The following is a 15137-nucleotide window of genomic DNA, read 5'->3' on the forward strand; positions in this document are numbered from 1 at the left end:
CGGCGTTCAGCCTAGCCGCGACCGGTAGACCGCCCTCGCCTCCTCCAGCAGGTCCAGGTGGTCGGCGAGCTGGTCGCGGCCGGCCAGCCGGCCGTGCTGCCTGATCAGGCCCTCCAGGAGGTCCAGCCATTCCAGGCACCAGCGCACGTCGTACTCCCTGGCGACCCGCCTGCCCTCGACGTCCAGGTAGACGGGGCTGGTCAGGGCGTAGCCGGTCTCGGTGAGGGTGCGGGCGTGCGGGGCGCAGAGCACCTCGGCGACGACGTACGTGGGCTCGTGGATCTCCAGCTCCGCCGTCACCGACAGCACCTCCTCCGGACCCGCCTCCCGGTCGGCCAGCCGTTCGGCGGCGGCGCGGACCCCTTCGGCGGTGCGGATCCTGACGGCGGTCACCTCGGGTCCGAGCGCTCCCGCGGTGACCGTGATCCGGTCGCCGGGCAGGACGTCGACCGTGTCGCCGGGCCCGTGGCCGTCGACCGACAGCTCCACCCACGGCCCGGTGGTGGCGAACGTGCGGCCCGCCCGCACCGCGGCGGCGTAGGACGCGGCCGTCAACGCCCCCTCCACCCGCGCGTACACCCGCGCCCAGCCGGGTGGGTTCGACTGGTTGCCGGCCCGGGTGAAAGAGATCATCGCGTCGGTGCCCGCGGTGACGGCGAGCCGGTTGCCCGCCCCGACCAGCCGCCGGTAGACGGTCGCGGTCGACGGGATCGAGGAGTGGGTGAGCACGTCCAGGCTGTCGACGAGGCCGAGCGCGGCGTCGGCGACCAGCTCGCGGGAGGCGCAGTTGCGCGGCCACGGCCAGACGATCGCCTTGGGCGGGTCGCCGTCCTTGATCGGCAGCCGGAACGGGTGGCTGTAGCCGACCAGCGCCCCGAGCCCGCGCAGCTCGCGCAGCCCCTCGGCGTTGGGCGGCCAGTCGGCGTCGCCGTCGAAGCCGGTGTGGAAGCGGCTCGGCACGGCCTCGGACGCGAACGCGTAGGCGTGGCCGAGCAGGTCGTTGCGGTACTCCACGCCCATCCTGGCCAGGTGGGTGGCGTCGGACCAGGGCAGGTCGGCGGCGATCCAGTGGTGGAGCGCCTCGCGGTCGTAGACGCGCCCGCCCGACACGTTGCCCGCCAGCAGGTTGAGCACGTGCAGGTCCTCGCCGTGCTGCGCGGCGGCGGCGTCGGCGGGGACCGCGACCACGTCGCCCGCCCAGTTCAGGTGGACGTGCAGGTCGCCGCCGTACCAGCCGCGGGCCGCGGCGTCGTACAGCCGTGGCGGGGCGAGCCGCACCAGACGCTGCTCACCCGCCTCGGGCTCGACGCGGACGCTGTCCTCACCGTGCTCCATGCCGCGCGCCACCGTGACCGTCAGCGGCTCGGCGGGGACGTCCACCAGGACGTCGTCGCCGTGGAAGTACGGCCTGCCGTGGAAGTCGTACCGGTGCGGGACCCCGTCGGGGAACCAGCCCTGCCCACCGGCCCCGGCGACGCTCCACCGGCACGGGACCCCGGCCACCAGCCGCAGCCTCGCCCTCGGTGCCGTCCTGGTGAGCCGTCCCAGCTCGACGGGCACGCCGTCGACGGTGAGTTCGGCGTGCGGGGCGACGTCGACCAGCCAGGCGCCGCGCCCGGGAAGCTCGCGGCGCACCCCGTCGACGCCGACCACGACGGCGTGCTTCCGCCGCGAGTCGACGAGGAGCGGAACGGGTGGCCCGCCGTTCGCGCCCGCTCCCCCGAGGACCACGTGGGTGGCGCCCTCCAGGACGGCTCCCGTGTCCGTGACGCGCAGGGCGGCGAGGTGGCCGGGAAGCTCGCCGTCGAGGGTGTCGCGGAGCAGCTCGTCGTAGTCGGGTTCGGCGAGCAGGGTGCCGAGGTGGTCGAGCGGTTCGCCGGGATGCCGTTCCGTCAGCCGCTCCACCACCAGCCGCCAGAAGCGGTCGGTCAGCGCGGTGGGCAGCACCCTGCGCGTGGCGAACAACTTCACGTAGGAGATCTCGGGCTCGCCCCACGTGATGCCGTGCTCCCCGAGCAACCGGCCGTACTCGTGCAGCGCCTCCGCGACCGTCTCGGGCAGCATCGACTCTTCGCACACGCGCGCCTCCCCAGCGTCGGTTGCGCGCCATCGTGACACGGATCACGGGTGCGGCCGGCTCCGCTGCGTGGTGCGGATGTTGATATTTCCACCTGCGGCGGAGGACTCCACACCTGGGAGACGAGCCTTCTTCGCCTTCCTCGCGTCAGATCCGCTTGAACGCCCCCAGGAGGCGCTCCGCGGCCAGGACGGGGGTGAGCGCGCCCGCGAGGACTTCGCGCTCCACGTCCGCGGTGATCGCCGCCACCTCCGGGTCGTCGCGCAGCTCCGCCAGGAGGCGGTCGCGCACCAGGGTCCAGGTCCACTGCACCTGCTGGCGGCGGCGCTTGGCCGCCACGTCGAGGCCGTCCTGGTGGGCGAGGATCTGCCGCCACAGCTCGTCGAGCCCGGCGCCGGTGAGTCCGCTGCAGGTGAGGACCGGGGGCGGGGCGCTGTCGGAGCGGAGCATGCGCAGCGCGCCGGCCAGCTCCCTCGCCGCCTTGCGGGCCGCCTGCTCGTGCTCGCCGTCGGCCTTGTTGACGGCGATGACGTCCGCCAGCTCCAGCACGCCCTTCTTGATGCCCTGGAGCTGGTCGCCCGTCCTGGCGAGGCTGAGCAGCAGGAACGTGTCGACCATGTCGGCCGCCGCGGTCTCCGACTGCCCGACGCCGACGGTCTCGACGAACACCACGTCGAACCCGGCCGCCTCGACCACGACCATGGCCTCCCTGGTCGCCCGGGTGACGCCGCCCAGCGTGCCGGAGGTGGGCGAGGGCCTGATGAACGCGGCCGGGTCCGTCGACAGGCGGGCCATGCGGGTCTTGTCGCCGAGGATGCTGCCGCCCGTCCTGGTGGAGGACGGGTCCACGGCCAGCACGGCGACCCGGTGGCCCTGGCCGGTCAGCAGGGTGCCGAGGGCGTCGACGAAGGTCGACTTGCCCACGCCCGGCACGCCGGAGATGGCGACCCGGCGGGCCCTGCCGGCGAGCGGGGTCAGCTCCACCAGCAGCTGCTGCGCCAGCGCGATGTGGTCGGACCTGGTCGACTCCACCAGCGTGATCGCGCGGGCGATCCAGACGCGAGATCCGTCCTTGACACCCTGGACGTAGTCCTCCAGCGAGCGCACCGGCCTCCTCCTCTCCTCCAGCTCGATCAGCCTAACTCCCGACATGTGCCGAAATTTGCCGCTAAGGTCATGGAACGTTGTGTCCCACCCGTCACAGGAGTCACTCCCCTTATGCCCAACGTCGAACCACTTCGGGAGGGCGACCCGACCGCGGTGGGGCCCTACCGGCTGGCCGGACGGCTCGGCGCGGGCGGCCAGGGCGTCGTCTACCTCGGCCAGGCGCGCAACGGGACGGCGGTCGCGGTCAAGGTGCTCCGCGACGACCTGACCGGCGACGACCGCCTCGCCGGCGAGCTCGCCGCCGCCCGCCAGGTGGAGCCGTCCGGCATCGCACGGGTGCTCGACGCGTCCTTCTCGGGCCGTCCGTACATCGTGACCGAGTATGTGGAAGGGCCGTCGCTCCAGCAGGCCGGCAGGCTCACCGGAGTGCAGGTGCGGCTGCTCGCGGTCGCGACGGCGACCGCGCTGGCCGCGATCCACTGGGCGGGCGTGGTGCACCGCGACTTCAAGCCCTCCAACGTGCTGCTCGGCCGTGACGGCCCGCGCGTCACCGACTTCGGCATCGCCCGCGCGCTGAACCAGGGGATGAGCGCGACGAGCAGCATCGTCGGCACCCCCGCCTACATGGCGCCTGAGCAGCTCGCGGGGCAGCCGGTGGGGGCGCCCTCTGACGTGTTCTCGTGGGCGTCGGTGATCGTGTTCGCGGCGACCGGCGTGCCACCGTTCGGCGACGACTCGCTGCCCGCCGTGATCAACCGCATCCTGCACGACGAGCCGCAGATCGGCGAGCTGCCGGAGCCGCTGCGCTCGACGGTGCTCGCCTGCCTCGTCAAGGACCCGGCCCGCCGTCCCGCCATGCAGGACGTGCTCCACCACCTGGCCGGCGGCCAGACCCCGGCACCCACCGAGGGACCTGTCACCGGCCCCTTCCAACCCGGACGCGAGGGGCCGGTCACCGCGTCCCCCCAGCCCGGAGGTGAGAGGCCGGTCAGCGCCCCTCCCAAGCGCGGCCGCCGGCGGCGCGTCAAGACGGTGATGATCGCGGGCGTGTCCGGCCTGTCGGCGCTGGCGCTGGCGGGGGCCATCGTGTGGCTGACGCCCTCGACGCCGCAGCCCAGGACGCGGAACCTGGCGGGCAGCTCCGCGTCCACACCGCCCTCCGCCACGGCCTCACCGTCCAGGACCAGGAAGAAGGACCACTCGCCCGCTCCCGAGCGGACGGCCACCGAGGAGCCCGGCGCGGACACCACGTCCGAGCCGTCGGCGAGCACCGCGGCCGGACGGCTGCGGCTGCGGTACGTTCGCGCGGGCGGCGCCATGAACGGCGACTGCTGGGCCGGCGGCGAGGTGACGCTGCGGGCGCTGGTGGAGCGCGACGGCGCGCCGGTGAGCTTCAGCTACGTGTGGATCATCGACGGCAAGTCGGTCGGCCGGTCCACGCGCTTCATCTCCGAGGACGGCAAGCAGTACCTGACCTCGCCCCGCAACCTCACGGGGTCCGGCAGCACGCACAACGTCACGCTGCGCATCACCTCTCCCGTGACCCAGCAGCGGACCATCCCGGTCACGCTCTGCCCGCGCCAGACGTACTGACGCCCAAGCCCCTCCTCCGCCGCCGGCCAGGCTCGCCCCCACACACTCGCCTCGGCCGGAGGCAGGGCCGCGCCCGACACCCGCCTCGGCCGGAGGTCCGGAAGCGGGGCCGCGCTCGATTCCTGCCTCGGGCGGGGGCGTCGATCGATCTGATCGTCCCAGAGTGGGGGCCATGGAGAGCGGCCCGCCCAAGGTCCGCCAAGTCGCGGGCCGGTGCTCCGGCCGTCAGTCCGGAGCGGAGTTCAACGGTGACGGGCTCGCAGGTCGGCCAGGAGGTCGAGGGCGGCGTCGGCGATCACCGTTCCCGGCGGGAAGATCGCGGCGGCTCCGGCGGCGCGCAGCTCGTCGAAGTCGCCGGGCGGGATGACACCGCCCACCACGATCATGATGTCCTCCGCGTCCAGGTCGGCCAGCGCCTGCCGCAGCGCCGGCACCAGCGTCAGGTGCCCGGCGGCCAGTGAGGAGACGCCGACGACGTGCACGTCCGCCTCGACGGCCTGCCGCGCCACCTCCTCCGGTGTCTGGAACAGCGGGCCGACGTCCACGTCGAACCCCAGGTCGGCGAAGGCCGAGGCGATCACCTTCTGCCCGCGGTCGTGGCCGTCCTGCCCCATCTTGGCGACCAGGATGCGCGGCCGCCGCCCCTCGGACCGCTCGAAGTCGGCGCACGCCTGTCGGACGCGTTCGATGTTGGCGGCGGGGCCCGCCTCGTCCCGATACACCCCGGAAATGGTACGGATCTGCCCCGCGTGCCGCCCGAAGACGCGCTCCAGCGCGTCGGAGATCTCCCCCACGGTCGCCTTGGCCCGGGCCGCGTCCACGGAGAGCTTGAGCAGGTTGTGCTCGAGGCCGGGCGTGGGGCTGTCGGCGGCCTTGGTGAGGGCGTCGAGCGCGCGCTGCACGGCGTCGCCGTCGCGTTCGGCCCTGAGCCTGCGCAGCTTGTCGAGCTGCTGGGCGCGGACGGCGCTGTTGTCGACCTTGAGCACGTCGATCGGCTCGTCGGCGTCCGGACGGTACTTGTTGACGCCGATCACCGGCTGGCGTCCGGAGTCGATGCGCGCCTGGGTGCGGGCCGCCGCCTCCTCGATGCGCAGCTTGGGCAGCCCGGCCTCGATGGCCCTGGCCATGCCGCCCGCCGCCTCGACCTCCTGGATGTGCGCCCAGGCGCGTTCCGCCAGGTCGTGGGTGAGCCGCTCGACGTAGTAGGAGCCGCCCCAGGGGTCGATCACCTTGGTCGTTCCGGACTCCTGCTGCAGCAGCAGCTGGGTGTTGCGGGCGATACGGGCGGAGAAGTCCGTGGGGAGCGCCAGGGCCTCGTCCAGGGCGTTGGTGTGCAGGGACTGGGTGTGCCCCTGGGTGGCCGCCATGGCCTCGACGCAGGTGCGGGCGACGTTGTTGAAGACGTCCTGGGCGGTGAGGGACCAGCCGGACGTCTGGGAATGCGTCCGCAGGCTCAGCGACTTCGGGTCTTTCGCACCGAATCCGGCGACCAGTTTCGCCCACAGCAGCCGGGCCGCGCGCAGCTTGGCGACCTCCATGAAGAAGTTCATCCCGATGCACCAGAAGAACGACAGCCTCGGCGCGAACCGGTCGACGTCCAGCCCGGCGGCGACGCCGCGCCGCAGGTACTCGACGCCGTCGGCGAGCGTGTAGGCCAGCTCCAGGTCGCAGGTGGCCCCGGCCTCCTGGATGTGGTACCCCGAAATACTGATCGAATTGAATTTCGGCATCTTTTCGCTGGTGTACGCGAAAATATCCGAAATAATCCGCATAGACGGCGCTGGGGGATAAATGTAGGTGTTCCGGACCATGAACTCCTTGAGGATGTCGTTCTGGATGGTCCCGGTCAGCCGCTCGGGCGCCACCCCCTGCTCCTCGGCGGCCACGATGTACAGCGCCAGGACGGGCAGCACCGCGCCGTTCATGGTCATCGACACCGACATCCGGTCCAGCGGGATCCCGTCGAAGAGCTGCCGCATGTCGTAGATCGAGTCGATGGCGACCCCGGCCATGCCGACGTCCCCGGCGACGCGCGGATGATCGGAGTCGTAGCCGCGGTGCGTGGCCAGGTCGAACGCGACCGACAGGCCCTTCTGCCCGGCGGCGAGGTTACGGCGGTAGAAGGCGTTGGAGTCCTCGGCCGTGGAGAAGCCCGCGTACTGGCGGATCGTCCACGGCTGGTTGACGTACATGGTCGGGTACGGGCCGCGCAGGTAGGGCGGGGCTCCCGGGTAGGTCTGGAGGAAGTCCAGCCCGTCCAGGTCACGGGCGGTGTAGAGCTGCCGGACCTCGATCCCCTCAGGGGTCTCCCAGACCTCGGCGTCCTGCCACCCGGGAAGCGACCCCTGCGCCTGCCCCTGCTCGTTCAACGGGATACCGGAGAAATCGGGAATCATCGGGTCACCTCCAGGTCCTCGAAGGTCGTGCGGAGCACGGTGAGTGCATCGCATCCGGCGTACAGACAGCCATCAACGCCCTCATACTCTCCCTTCCCCGCCAACCACAACTTTCTCGCTCCCGCCCGTTTCAACGCGGCGGCCACCGCCGTGGCGTGCTCCGCGTACATCCGGTCACTGGAGCACAGGCACGCCACCCGGGCCCCGCTCGCCGCGAAGGCCGCGGCGATCCGCTCGGGGTCGCTCCCCGGCCCGGCGCTCTCGGTGCCGATCCCGCCCGCCTGGAACAGGTTCCCGGCGAACGCCGCCCGCGCGGTGTACGCCGCGACCGTCCCGATGGTGGCCAGGAACACCTTCGGCCGCTCAGGCTGGGCGTCGGCGAGATCCCGCAACGCCTCGAACTCCTGCGCATACCGGACGACACCCCCGCTCGCGCCGACCCGTCCCCCGGCCTCAGGAACCTCCGCGACGCGGCCGGAGCCACCCGCCTCTCCACCAGCGCGCGTCTGCGGCGTCCCCGCCTCCTCGGCGGCACGGGTCCCGAGCGCCCTGGGCTCGCGGGGGTCCGGCTCTGTGGGGGTCGGGCGGTTGAGGGGCTTCTCGTTGATGTCGGGGAACTCGCTGACGCCCGTGATCGGGAAGCGACGGTGGGCGACGTCGTCGGCGCGGCGCGCCCTGGTGGCGGCGATCCGTTCGGCGATCAGGTCGGAGGCCGCTTCGAAGCCGCCCGCCGCCTCGATCTCTTGGAACCAGGCCCAGGCCCGCTCGGCGAGGTCGGCGGTACGGCGCTCGACGTACCAGGAACCGCCCGCGGGGTCGATGACCCGGCCCAGACTCGACTCCTCCAGCAGCAGCGACTGGGTGTTGCGGGCGATGCGGCGGGAGAAGGCGTCGGGCAGCCTCAGACGGGTGTCGAACGGCTGCACGGTGACGGCGTCCGCGCCGCCGACCCCGGCCGCGAAGCAGGCGAGCGTGGTGCGCAGCATGTTCACCCAGGGGTCGCGGGCGGTCATCATCGCGGAGCTCGTCACGGCGTGCTGCCGCTGCCCGCCCTCCTCGGGCGCGCCGCACACCTCGGCGACCCGCGCCCACAGCCTGCGCGCGGCCCGCAGCTTGGCGATGGTGGCGAACTGGTCGGCGGTGGCGGCGTAACGGAAGTCAAGCTGACCAAGCGCTTGGACAACACCGAGTCCCGTCCCGGAGGCTCCCGTGCCGGTAAGGGCGCGCAGGTGGGCGACGCCGAGGGCGATCGAGCAGCCGAGTTCTTCTGCGTCGCTGCCGCCCGCGTCGTGATACGGCGTGGCGTCCACGGTGACGGCTCGGAGCCCGGGATGGTCGGCCACGCAGCGCTTCGCCAGGTTGACGACGACATCCTGGCTGGACGGCGCGCCGCCCGCCGGGGTGGCGAGGCTCGCGCCCAGGTTGCCCGTGACGGCGGTGCCGCGGGCCGCGGCCAGGGCGAGGAGGGCCTCGGCCGCCTCCGAGGTCCGGGGACCCGCGTCGAGGACGATCGGGGCGAGGTCGAGGTAGACGTCCCTGAGGACGGTGGGCAGCTCGGCGACCGGGATGGCGTCGTCGCCGATGACCAGCCAGAGGGAGGTGACGCCGTTCTCCAGATCGGCGAGGACCGCCTCGGGGTCGGGGGCCGCGTGCCGCTGTCTGACGTCCCAGCCGGTGGAGGTGCGGGAGCCGCGGACGAACGGCGGCGAGCCCGGCAGGCCGGGGTCGGCGGGCAGGTCGGAGGCGTCGTACAGCGGCGCGATGGTCAGATCGTCGTAGGTGTGGCCGGCCAGCGCCTCCTCGGGCGACCCGGCCTCCACCCCGGACTTGCGCAGGACGGCGAGCGCCAGCGCCCGCCAGTCGTCACGGGTGGTCCCTGGGAAACCGGCTGCCAGATCCATGATTCGGATAGTAGGCGGAAGCGTTCAGAGCCGGTAACCGGGACCCCCGTCAGATAACCCCAGCAAACGCCCACCCCCTCCCCTCATCCGGCAACCGGGCGCGGCTCCCCTCGGCCCCCTGAGACGCCCGCCGCCCACGGCCGCGGACAAACGCGCTGGCGTGTCGTCCCGACAGGGTTAAGGGGCTTCCCAGGTGAGGCGCCAGGTGAGGGGGCCGACCGTGCCGTCGTCGTCGATGTGCTGTTCGCGCTGGAAGCGGCGGCACACGTCCCGCGCCTCCGGGCCGTAGGCGCCGTCGACGTCGACGGTCCAGCCGCGCCGGCGCATCTGCTGCTGCCAGGTGCGCACGTCGTCGCCGCGCGTCACCGGCGGATACCGTAACAGCCGCCCGGGAAACGGCGGGGCGCTGGTGCCGGGTTCGCCGCCGCCCCCGCCGGGACGGGGCGCGCCGCGCTTGACCCACGCGTAGAGCCGCTCTCCGGGGCAGTCGGTGTTGTACCCGTCGCGGTGCCCCTTGATCTCCTTGCCCGCGTTCCCCAACTCGCGCAGGTGGCCGGCGGCGTCGAGGATGGCGTGCAGCATGGTGTCGGGCGGCACCACGAGCCCGGCGTTGCCGACCAGCCCGAGGACGGCGTAGTGCCCGGAGTTGAGGCCCGCGCCGTTGGCGGCGGGCAGGTGGTGCGGCCCGCGCCCTTCGAACACCTTGCGGTGCGGGCAGGCGACGTAGGTGTTGCCGGTGAAGTACACGGTGCCGTCGCGGCGGGCGAGCCAGCTCTGGTTCTCCGTCCGGGGGCACCAGATCTCGCCGTGGTACTCCTCGCGGACGATCTGGAAGTCGTCCCGCTCCCGGGGGGCGAGGTGGTGCCGCCCCTCCAGGACGACCTCCCACGACCCGGTGTGCCGGATGGCCGCGGAATGCCCCGCCAGCAGCGCGGCGAACATGAACGCCTCGGCGGCGGCCCGGTCCTTCCAGGCGGGCCTGCCGTCGCCCGCGACCATGAACGTGTCGACGAGCAGCGCCAGCTGGGCCCTGGTGAGGGCGAGCAGGAAGCCGAGCCCCGGGACGCCGCCGGGAGCGGCCTCCAGGAGCCGCCTTCCGGCGTCGTCCGACAGCTGGAACTCGACGAGGTCCCCGGCGGGGGACTCGTGCCAGCCCGGCGCACGGCCGAGGAGCGCGCTCAGCGCGGCCCTGACCCTGGTGACGTGGGCGGGGCGCACGGTCACGGAGGGACGCCCCCCGAACCAGGCCACGAGCTCCACGAAGGCGTCGGACCACTTCGCCTCGGCAGGCAGGTCGGCGCAGGGAGCCGCGAGGAGGATCCGGTCTCGGTGGCCGATCGTCTCCGTCGTCACCCAGAGACGTTCGCGGCGCGGGCCTTCGACGGGCCAGCGGTGCTGCGGCGTGGTGCGGGACGAGTGCCCCGGCCCCTGCATGCGCACCATCTCCCGGCGGCGGGCCGGGAAGACGCACACCTCCAGGACGGGCTGCCACCGGGAGACACCGAGCTCGTGGTCGAGCGTGAGCGCGATGTCCCCCACCTGTAATTCGCGGTACGACGTCCAGCCCCGCTGGGTGAGGATCTCCGTCTCCTCGTCCACGCAGTAGCCGATGTCGATCCAGCCGTTGCCGTCCATGTGCGAGTTCTGGATGGAGCGGACGAGGGCGGCGCAGCCGTCATGGTCGTCGACGATGGCGGGGTTCACCCGGCCGCCCGTGTAGTGGACCTTGGTGCCCTTGGTCGACTCTAGCTGTGTGTAGTCGCCACGCGGGGCTCGCGCTCCCCAGTCACCACGTTTGATGAGGTCGAAGGCCATGCCGATCTCCGGGGGGGTTGACAGTGACGACTCAACGTAACGCGGGATGTGCGGACAGGTCCCCGGATTGCAGTAATTGGCCTACGGCCGGATGACGCGCCTGTCCGTCACGATGGCGGTGATGAGGTCGTGCGGCGTCACGTCGAACGCGGGGTTGAGCGCCTCGGTCCCCTCGGGCGCCACCCGCACGCCTCCGAGGGAGACGACCTCGTCGCCGCCCCGGTCCTCGATGTGGATGTGCTCTCCCGACGGGGTGGCGGGGTCGATGGTGGTCTCGGGCGCGACGACGATGAACGGCACCCCGGCGCGTTCCGCGCCGAGCGCCAGCGCGTAGGAGCCGATCTTGTTGGCGGTGTCGCCGTTGGCGGCGATGCGGTCGGCGCCGATGAGGACGGCGTCGATGCCGCCCTTGGCCAGCAGGTACGGCCCGGCGGAGTCGGTGACGAGCCGGTGCGGGGCGCCCATTCTGGCGAGTTCCCAGGTGGTGAGCCTGGCGCCCTGGAGCAGCGGCCGGGTTTCCAGGGCCAGGACCTCGGCCAGCCGCCCGCGCTCGTGCAGGGTCTGGACGACGCCGAGCGCGGTGCCCCGTTCGACGGCGGCGAGCCCGCCGCTGTTGCACACGGTCATGATGCGCAGGCGGTCGCCGTCGAGCAGGTCGGCCCCGCGCTCCCCCATGGCCACGCAGGCCGCGATGTCGTCGTCGCGGATGCGCAGCGCGGCGTCGAGCACGGCCCGGGGGCCTTCGGGCAGGCGGGCGGCGGCCTGGTCGACGCCCCAGGCGAGGTTCACGGCGGTCGGCCTGGCGGCGCGCAGCCGGGCGATGGCGCCGGGGTCCTCCCCGGCCAGGGCGACGCCGAGCGCGCCTGCCACGCCGAGGGCGGGCGCGCCGCGGACGGCCAGCCGCCGGATGGCGTCGATCAGCTCGTCGACGGTGTGGATGCGGAGCATCACGCACTCGCCGGGCAGCCGGGTCTGGTCGATGAGCTCGATGGCGCCGTCCACCCAGTCGATGGTTCTCACGCCGCCCAGTCTCGCCAAAACCTCACCGTTCGGCCAGAACGATGACGGAGTCCCGCTGGGTGAGCACGATCTTGTCGGACTTGGCGGGGTTGAGGACGATGCCGTAGTGGGGAGGCGTGTTGCGTCCCGTGGCGTTGCGGTAGCCGATGGCCGTTTCGCCCCTGCGGCGAGCCGCCTCGACGACCGTGGAGAAGCTGACCTCGGTGCCGGGCCGCACGTAGGAGGCGGCCGGGCGCGGGTAGATCTCGGAGCCGCGCGAGTCGAAGAGGTAGCCGAACACGTCCGCGAGGTGCCTGTTCTGGGCGAGCTGGGCGAGCAGCAGGCCGATGACGGTGTCGCTGATGACGATGTCGTCGGCCTCGGTGACCTCGGCGAGGGCGCGGTTGCCCTCGTCGTGCATCTCGCTGACGATCGAGTAGTGCTCGCCGGTGTCGCTCTGCATGTCGCGGAGCTGGAGCAGCGTCATGAGCGTGCGGGTGTCGGCGTGGTGGGGGCTGTAGCGGTCGTCTGACAGGACGATGACGTGCTGGTAGAGGCCGACGCCGAGCGCTTCGAGGGCGTACCTGTCGGTGGTGTCGTACTCCTTGACGTTCACGGTGAGGTTGCCCAGGCCCTCGAGGCCGGTGCCGGCCTTCGGATGGTCGGCGGCGACTTCCAGGACCGAGCCGGGGGCGACGTAGCCGTCGAGGTAGCGGATGATCTGCTCGGCCCTGCCGTTCCAGTTGAGCAGGAGCGTGCTCTCCGCTTCGAGGCCGGAGCGTTCGGTGGCGGCGATCGCGGCCTCGGCGATCGCGGGCTCGCCGGCGGCCGGGCGGATGGCCGCCTCGTCGTCGGCGATGAGGATGACCTGATCCGCGTCCTTGATGACGGTGTCCATGGACGGGTTGAGCACGACGCCGTCGGGCCTGCGCAGGCCGATGACGGCGGCGGTCTCGTAGGCGTGCAGCGCCTCGCCGTACGTGCGGCCTTCCAGGGCGGCGTCGGCGCGCAGGTAGATCTCGCCGCCGTCGAAGTTGAGCAGGTCCATGCAGACCACGGACATGCCGGACTGGCGCGACGACTGCACGATGAGCCTGGACGCGGTGTCGTCGGAGTCGACGAGGTGGACGTCCCGGCCTCCTGCGAGGCGGGCGGCGGCGATGTTGCGGCCGGAGGCGAGCGCGGCGACCACAGGCGGGTGGACGCCGGCGCGCTTGGCGAGGGCGAGCAGGGTCTTGATGACGTGCGCGTCCGGGTCCTCGCCGTCGGGGGAGAGCACGACGACGGACCTGGCGGTGGCGAGGTTCATCAGGGCGAGGTCGCGCGGCTCCGTGGGACGGCCGGTGCGGCAGACCAGCCGGGTCCGGCCGAGGTCGCCGACGTGCTCGCGGATGTCGTCCTCCATGGCGAGCTTGTCACGTTCCGCCAGCACGGCGATGACCGAGCCCGGACGTCCCGCGTGCGCCTTGACCAGCTCGGCGATGATCGTGAACACCTGGTCGGACCAGCCGACCACGACCGTGTGCCCGGACTCGACGATCCGTGAGCGCCCCCTGCGCAGCCGGTCCACCTTCTGCTTGAGCCCGTTGGAGAGCAGGCCGACGAGCATGCTGACGATGAAGATGCCGCCGAGCGACCCGGCGAACATGACCGTCATGTAGGCGAGCGAGCCCTTGTCGCTGGCGACCTTGCTGGGGGTGAGCGCGTGCATGAGCGCGATCCACAGCACCTGCCCGGCTCCGGAGACCCCGTCGGGCTCCTCTGGAGCGAGCCAGAGCGTGAGCCCGGTCACGACCGCGATGAGACCGACCGAGACCACGGCCAGCCAGCCGATCAGCGACACCGTCCCCTTCGACATGGTGTTGTCGAACCAGTACCGCACGCGTTCGCGGAACGTCGCCCTGGGCACCCCGATTACCTCCGCATAAGGAGTGATTTAGATCAACGACACAAGGTACCGGGCGATCCGTCCTCATGCAGGGAGACCGGTAACGTATCGGCCATACCGGGCCGCGGTCAGGCCGCGCGGCGATAGGCCGGTCATGATCAAGATTTTGATGGTATACCGCTATAACCGGCAAAACCCTTCGACTTAACCGGCCGGGCAGCCGATCATTGGAGTCATGTCTGTGATCAAGGAGGTGCCGTTCCCAGCGCCGGACTCTCCCGAGCTCCCCATGAACATCTGGATCGACGACGCCGACTCAGCCATCGACGTCATCGACGCGCTGGCGCTGTCGCCGTTCGCGACGGGTGTCCAGCCGTGGTCGCGTCTGGCGAGTCTGGAGAGGGTGCGTCCCGACGCCACCCTGACCCCCGCGAGCGGGCGCGTCGTGCGGACCGCGTCGGTGGAAGACGGTTCCGAGTCGCGGCTGATCTGCGGCGACGGCTGGACGCTGCGCGTGATCCGGCACCGCAACCGCACGGCGACGGTCAGCGTCACCGCGGTCAGCGAGGAACTGGCCAGCTCGGTGCTGAAGGAGACCACCAAGGACGCGGAGGAGCCCGAGCCCGAGACCGACCACGTCGAGATGGGCTTCTGGTGGCGCGGCACGCACGGCGGCACCCGTTCGGACAAGCCGATCACGGCCCAGCAGTGGGCCGAGATCAGCGGCAACTACCCTGAGCGGGCCCGCGGCGCGCTCGACGCCCTGATGGCGGTCAAGCCGTCCGACGTGAACGGCCGTCTCATCCTCCTGCACGGCCCGCCGGGCACCGGCAAGACCACGCTGCTGCGCTCGCTGGCCCAGCAGTGGCGCGACTGGTGCCAGGTCGACTGCGTGCTCGATCCGGAGCGGCTGTTCAACGACCCCGGCTACCTGATGGAGGTCGCGGTCGGCTACGACACCGACGAGGACCGGCGGCGCTGGCGGCTGCTCGTCCTGGAGGACTGCGACGAGCTGATCAGCTCCTCGGCCAAGGCGCAGACGGGCCAGGGCCTGTCGCGGCTGCTCAACCTCACCGACGGCCTGCTCGGCCAGGGCAGGGACGTGCTCGTGGCGATCACCACGAACGAGGACCTGGAGCGGCTGCACCCGGCCGTGGTCCGTCCCGGCCGCTGCCTGGCGCAGGTCGAGGTCGGCGCGCTGACCAGGGACGAGGCCGTGAAGTGGCTCGGCTCGGCGGAAGGCGTCGGCCCGTCCGGCGCGACGCTGGCGGAGCTGTACGCGATCCGCCAGGGCCGCGCGGTCGGCCCGGTGGCGCACGACGAGTCGACGGGCCTCTACCTCTGAGGTCTCGCTTTACGTA

9 protein-coding genes are annotated in these 15137 nt (G+C 72.2%); 2 read left to right on the forward strand and 7 right to left on the reverse strand.

Going from position 1 to position 15137, the window contains the following annotated elements; all coding sequences use genetic code 11:
• Positions 1 to 6: 6 nt before the first annotated feature.
• Together ABT294_RS26775 and meaB are read right to left on the reverse strand one after the other, a co-directional pair.
• Positions 7 to 2079, reverse strand: coding sequence for a CehA/McbA family metallohydrolase (locus tag ABT294_RS26775; RefSeq protein WP_350809018.1), 2073 nt, complete (start codon positions 2077 to 2079; stop codon positions 7 to 9).
• 145 nt (positions 2080 to 2224) lie between these two features.
• Entirely contained in the window at positions 2225 to 3229 is a 1005-nt protein-coding gene (gene meaB, locus ABT294_RS26780) for a methylmalonyl Co-A mutase-associated GTPase MeaB (RefSeq protein ID WP_350809019.1), read from the reverse strand.
• Between the two features lie 66 nt (positions 3230 to 3295).
• Between meaB and ABT294_RS26785 the strand changes: the two genes are divergently transcribed.
• The gene (locus ABT294_RS26785) at positions 3296 to 4777 is read left to right on the forward strand and encodes a serine/threonine protein kinase (protein ID WP_350809020.1); all 1482 of its coding nucleotides are present in this window, start codon (positions 3296 to 3298) and stop codon (positions 4775 to 4777) included.
• A 242-nt stretch (positions 4778 to 5019) separates the two neighbouring features.
• Here ABT294_RS26785 and scpA read toward each other — a convergent pair whose 3' ends face one another.
• The 5 genes from scpA to ABT294_RS26810 all read right to left on the reverse strand — a co-directional run bounded on the left by scpA (position 5020) and on the right by ABT294_RS26810 (position 13797).
• Positions 5020 to 7173, reverse strand: a complete 2154-nt coding sequence (gene scpA, locus ABT294_RS26790) for a methylmalonyl-CoA mutase (protein ID WP_350809021.1) — start codon at positions 7171 to 7173, stop codon at positions 5020 to 5022.
• Positions 7170 to 9074: a methylmalonyl-CoA mutase subunit beta gene (locus ABT294_RS26795; protein ID WP_350809022.1), complete on the reverse strand. Its 1905-nt coding sequence runs from the start codon at positions 9072 to 9074 to the stop codon at positions 7170 to 7172. The genes scpA and ABT294_RS26795 overlap by 4 nt, the downstream gene beginning before the upstream one ends.
• Positions 9075 to 9251: 177 nt before the next feature.
• Positions 9252 to 10889 carry a peptidoglycan-binding protein gene (locus tag ABT294_RS26800; protein WP_350809023.1) on the reverse strand — a complete coding sequence of 546 codons (1638 nt, stop codon included), beginning with the start codon at positions 10887 to 10889 and terminating at the stop codon, positions 9252 to 9254.
• 81 nt (positions 10890 to 10970) lie between these two features.
• A complete protein-coding gene (gene mtnA, locus ABT294_RS26805; RefSeq protein ID WP_350809024.1) occupies positions 10971 to 11909 on the reverse strand; it encodes an S-methyl-5-thioribose-1-phosphate isomerase in 939 nt (312 codons plus the stop codon).
• Between the two features lie 22 nt (positions 11910 to 11931).
• Positions 11932 to 13797: a CASTOR/POLLUX-related putative ion channel gene (locus ABT294_RS26810; RefSeq protein WP_350809025.1), complete on the reverse strand. Its 1866-nt coding sequence runs from the start codon at positions 13795 to 13797 to the stop codon at positions 11932 to 11934.
• A 214-nt stretch (positions 13798 to 14011) separates the two neighbouring features.
• Between ABT294_RS26810 and ABT294_RS26815 the strand changes: the two genes are divergently transcribed.
• The gene (locus ABT294_RS26815; RefSeq protein WP_350809026.1) at positions 14012 to 15121 is read left to right on the forward strand and encodes a DUF5925 domain-containing protein; all 1110 of its coding nucleotides are present in this window, start codon (positions 14012 to 14014) and stop codon (positions 15119 to 15121) included.
• The last annotated feature ends 16 nt before the right edge of the window (positions 15122 to 15137 follow it).

This window comes from Nonomuraea sp. NPDC000554 (genome assembly GCF_040300065.1).
Lineage (GTDB): Bacteria > Actinomycetota > Actinomycetes > Streptosporangiales > Streptosporangiaceae > Nonomuraea.

Bases quoted from the DNA above. Each gene is read 5' to 3' on its own strand.
- meaB (WP_350809019.1), bottom strand. From the start codon at position 3,229: ATGTCGGGAGTTAGGCTGATCGAGCTGGAGGAGAGGAGGAGGCCGGTG.
- ABT294_RS26785 (WP_350809020.1), top strand. From the start codon at position 3,296: ATGCCCAACGTCGAACCACTTCGGGAGGGCGACCCGACCGCGGTGGGG.
- scpA (WP_350809021.1), bottom strand. From the start codon at position 7,173: ATGATTCCCGATTTCTCCGGTATCCCGTTGAACGAGCAGGGGCAGGCG.
- ABT294_RS26795 (WP_350809022.1), bottom strand. From the start codon at position 9,074: ATGGATCTGGCAGCCGGTTTCCCAGGGACCACCCGTGACGACTGGCGG.
- ABT294_RS26800 (WP_350809023.1), bottom strand. From the start codon at position 10,889: ATGGCCTTCGACCTCATCAAACGTGGTGACTGGGGAGCGCGAGCCCCG.
- ABT294_RS26815 (WP_350809026.1), top strand. From the start codon at position 14,012: ATGTCTGTGATCAAGGAGGTGCCGTTCCCAGCGCCGGACTCTCCCGAG.